Below are 3,955 nucleotides of genomic sequence, written 5' to 3' on the forward strand. Positions count from 1 at the left end.
TCCCGGGAGCTCCGGGATCGGGCGGTTATTGATCCCAAGCTCTTCTGCCGGGATGCCACCATGTACTTTGCGGAAACTCAGAACGGCGCCATCACCCCCGACAAGTATCAGCAGAAGCTTCCCCTGCAGCTCGAGCTTTATTCTCCCGCTGGCACTCCGGGGATCATTAAGAACTACTGGTCAAACTTCATGGGGATCCGGGGCTACCGGGACAAAAAGGGCGTGATCCGCCCCTACAGCTCCCGCCCCGGTGATTACATCTTCCGGAGCATGAGCTTTTACGGCGAACGGGTGCCGGATCCTGAGAATGCCGTTTTCCGGACGCACTTCCATTCCTTCTGTCCCCTGGATCTCGCATATATCGAGCAGCATCTTCAGGTGAGCTTTGATTATTACCGGAGGTAAGACAGGAGATGAGGGGAGCAGGATACCAGCAGAACACCGGAGCAGGATAACAGCCGAGAAGGGGCGGCCCCGGGCCTAAGCCGGCATTCCGGGGCTTTCGCCTGCCGGAGCCGGAATTCCGGGTGCATTACGAGAACGCATAATTATGGTATAATCTCCGCAAACGGGACGGCATCCCCAGGAGAGACCGGCGGTCTTTCGGCGTAGATTCATGCCGTCCGAAGGATTTTCGGGCTTTTTCCGCGCAGGGGAAAGGGCCCCGGGACGCAAAGCCGTCCCCAGCTTTTTTTCAGGGAGAGATCCGCTTTCAGGAGCCTCTGCCTCATAAAATTCACAAGGAACCCGGGAGGTTATCAGATGGCTGGTGTTTCCAGACCTTGTTATATCGTTGACTGGCATGATATGTCTGCCGCTGATCTTATGGAAAAGATCAAGCCCCTCATGGCAGAGCGAGATTATTCTGTTTTTATCGTAAATGACAGAAATTCCGAGGACGAGCTTACCAATCTGAAAAAGATTATCGGCCCCTTCAAGCAGATTATTCTGATCCAGCGTCTCTCTGATTCCGCTCCCTATGCCGCAATTTCCGACGGCTTCCGCGAAGCCAACAGCAGAGGCTTTTCCCATGCTTATCTGTGGGTGCCGGAATGCCAGTTTGCCTACGAGGACATCAAGGCCATGTGGGGGCTGGCTCAGGAGCATCCCGAAAACATCATTTCCGGAGTAACCCGTCTGGATGCGGAACCCCGCACCAGAAGAGAAAAGATCAAGCTTAACTGGTACAAGAAGGATCTCAAGGTTATCCGCAATTTCGATTTCGAGGCCCCGGTGCGCATTTATCCGGTGGCCATTGCCTATGAGTGCATGCAGAAGCACGATCTGGGCATGGTGATAAATTTTCATGCCGAGCTCTTTATCCGTCTCTGCTGGGCCGGACTCCATTACTCCATGAAGGTGGCCCGTCCGACGCATATCGCTGAAAGACCGCCGGAACCTTCCAAATTTTCAGACTGCGTGAAGGAGTTCCGGAATCAGTTCAATTTCTATTATGAGAGGATCGCTCATAAGAAGGACGTGGCGAATAAGCAGCTGTTCTGATTTCCGAAGCCGGCAGGGATCCCCGGAGCAATGATATCGGGTGAGGCTTGCCGGTTTTTTTGTGTTTAATCATTTTGACTCCCCATGGCGGCATTTGGGGCGGTGTTTCCTGAGACCATGATTTACTGCACTGACTTGGATGGTACCCTCATTCCCAACGATATGTCGGTAACCTCGTTTTTTTCAGTTAACCTGAAAAACCCTCTGATGCTGATCCCCTCCCTGTGGTGGCTTATCAGAAGCGGCGGCAGAAGAGAGGTGCTCAAGTTTTACATTGCGAGAAGATACGCCTTTGATCCCGCGAAGCTTTCCTGGAACCGGGAGGTTTTGGACTTCCTCAGGGAGCAGGCCGCAAATCCGGAGAACGAGGTTTACATTGTTTCGGGAAGCGCCGATGCTCTGGTTAAGAAGATTGCCTTTTACCACGGCTTTTTCCGGAACGGCTTCGGCACCAATCCCGAGGTCAATCTGGTGGGCAAAAACAAGCTGGCCTATCTCCGGAGACGCTTTCCAGATCAGGAGATCTGCTACATCGGAAACTCCCGGACGGATCTCCGGGTCTGGGAGGGGGTATCCTCGGGCATGGTGGTATCCGATAACCAAAGGCTTATCGAGGAGGCCAAGTCAGTGACACGGATCGACCGGGTATTTCCGCCGAAATGGGAGAAGACCGGATCCCGGAGAGCCCCCGCATGAAGCCAGCCATCACCATCACCCTGATGGAACGCCGGGGCCAATGTCCCTGTCATCACGGTCATAAGCCCGGAGACTCCTTTGATTTTGACCAGGATCGGGGGCGGCTCTGTCCCATGGCCATGCACGTGGCCTTTGTCTATGCCGACATCCTCCGGTACGGCGGCCGCATTCCGGGAGAACCCCCGGGAACCGCCCGGTTCTGCTGTCCGGATCCCGATACCATGAACGTCTTTAAGCTGGAGACCCGGCCTGCGGGATCCCGCCCCGCCGGAAGCCAGTCCCAAGACTCTCTTAAGGAAGCCCCGGAGATAAACACTCCGGAAATAGAAGCCCCGGAAAAGTGAGCGGAAGCCCGTCCCGCAATCGCAAATTCCCCGGCTTTCAGGTTCCGGAATCCATCCTCATGATTAACCGCGCCAGAGAAAACTTCTTCGCCGTATTTGCCATAATTCTTCACTTCACGCTGAGACGGCTTTTAACTAAATGAATGTGCTTTAAAACAGAGCCATTTTTATACAGCAGACGTTGAACAGGGGGACGTTTCTGAAAATCAGCACGTTTGTGCTGTTTGTGTTCCATATATTGACTTTTTGCACCTGTTAGTAGTACATACTTGGGCAATAAAGAGAGGAGAAATAATTATGGCACAGGCTACATTCAGCGTTCACATGGATGAAGTATTAAAGAAACAATTTGACAGATTATGTCAGGAATTCGGGATGAATGCTTCCAGTGAGTCAGATGTCACGAGAGAAGAGACAATGCAGGCATTTTTGGCATTACGGGAACAAGCCAAAAAAAATGGAGTTGCAGACATGACTTTGGATGATATCAATAAGGAGATCAGTCTTGCCCGAATAGAGACTGGAGTGTGATCTTTTATGCGGTTACTGACACCAACGTGCTTGTTTCGGCATTGTTATCAGTAAGGATGATGCTGCCACAGTTAGGTGTTTCGTGAAGTAGTTGCCGGTGAGATTAGGAAAAAATGCTGGAAAATCTTTTGGAAGAATTAGATCGGTTAGAACTGGCGAAATATTCATCTCTCCTTATCAATCTTTATCAAGATGATGATGTGTACACGGCTGAAGCCTGTTTGGATGATGAAGAATTAATCATCGGTCGTGATAATCCTTTTTTTATATGCGACTCAGGACTTCCCTGGGAAAAGGTATTAAAGGAAGCAGGAAAGATACTGAAAAAATACATCAAGGATAATCAGGATAAATACAAGCATTTTAAGTCGATTTCGTACGGATTTGCTGACGGCGATGAATGCTTTATAAAAAAACACGTAAAAAAACACCGGCCTGCGCATTATTCTGCTGAGGATTTTATGAGTTTTCCGCCAGAGAAGCTGTACTGCTGGCTGACTGTATATTCCAACGAGAATCTGAAAAACAAGCATGGCAGGGAAATTTTCGAGCTCGATTATAAAAATATGACTGATGAGGAGAAGCAATACTGGAGTAAACTGCTGGCGGAAAATTTTAATTACGAGAAGTATTATGATGAGTGACAGTCTGGTATGGAGTTTTTTCTGAATGCGCCTTTGCTCCGGTCAGTCTTTTTCCTGACGGATTCCTTCGCTGCTGGCATTTGCCCTCGTATAGACGTGCCAGCGTTGTATGCAACCGGAAAGGGAACCTGGCCGAACAGGAGAGAGGTGATTGATGGCAGCGCTGGCTGTTTATGGCGGCTGCGATTTACAGGCTGCAATAGCAGAGAGGCGGTGCCTTTGCTAAAACCGCAGCGC

At 50.5% G+C, this 3,955-nt stretch carries 7 protein-coding genes; all 7 read left to right on the forward strand.

All coding sequences use genetic code 11. From position 1 onward, the window contains the following. The coding region (locus ACJROR_RS10785) for a hypothetical protein (RefSeq protein WP_406547060.1) at window positions 1-405 on the forward strand (405 nt) is incomplete at its 5' end. Between the two features lie 357 nt (window positions 406-762). Then, window positions 763-1,503, forward strand: coding sequence for a hypothetical protein (locus ACJROR_RS10790; protein WP_406547061.1), 741 nt, complete (start codon window positions 763-765; stop codon window positions 1,501-1,503). 117 nt (window positions 1,504-1,620) lie between these two features. Then, entirely contained in the window at window positions 1,621-2,199 is a 579-nt protein-coding gene (locus ACJROR_RS10795) for a haloacid dehalogenase-like hydrolase (protein WP_406547062.1), read from the forward strand. Beyond that, on the forward strand, window positions 2,196-2,543 hold the full coding sequence (locus tag ACJROR_RS10800) for a TIGR04076 family protein (RefSeq protein ID WP_406547063.1): 348 nt from the start codon (window positions 2,196-2,198) through the stop codon (window positions 2,541-2,543). The genes ACJROR_RS10795 and ACJROR_RS10800 overlap by 4 nt, the downstream gene beginning before the upstream one ends. Window positions 2,544-2,840: 297 nt before the next feature. Beyond that, complete coding sequence (locus ACJROR_RS10805) at window positions 2,841-3,074, forward strand: hypothetical protein (protein ID WP_406547064.1); 234 nt, start codon at window positions 2,841-2,843, stop codon at window positions 3,072-3,074. Between the two features lie 113 nt (window positions 3,075-3,187). Next, entirely contained in the window at window positions 3,188-3,718 is a 531-nt protein-coding gene (locus tag ACJROR_RS10810; protein WP_406547065.1) for a hypothetical protein, read from the forward strand. 9 nt (window positions 3,719-3,727) lie between these two features. Next, window positions 3,728-3,955, forward strand: a 228-nt coding sequence (locus ACJROR_RS10815; protein WP_406547066.1) for a hypothetical protein, incomplete at its 3' end; no start/stop codon positions are given.

Origin of the sequence: Succinimonas sp. (assembly GCF_045225735.1) — a bacterium.
GTDB lineage: Bacteria > Pseudomonadota > Gammaproteobacteria > Enterobacterales > Succinivibrionaceae > Succinimonas.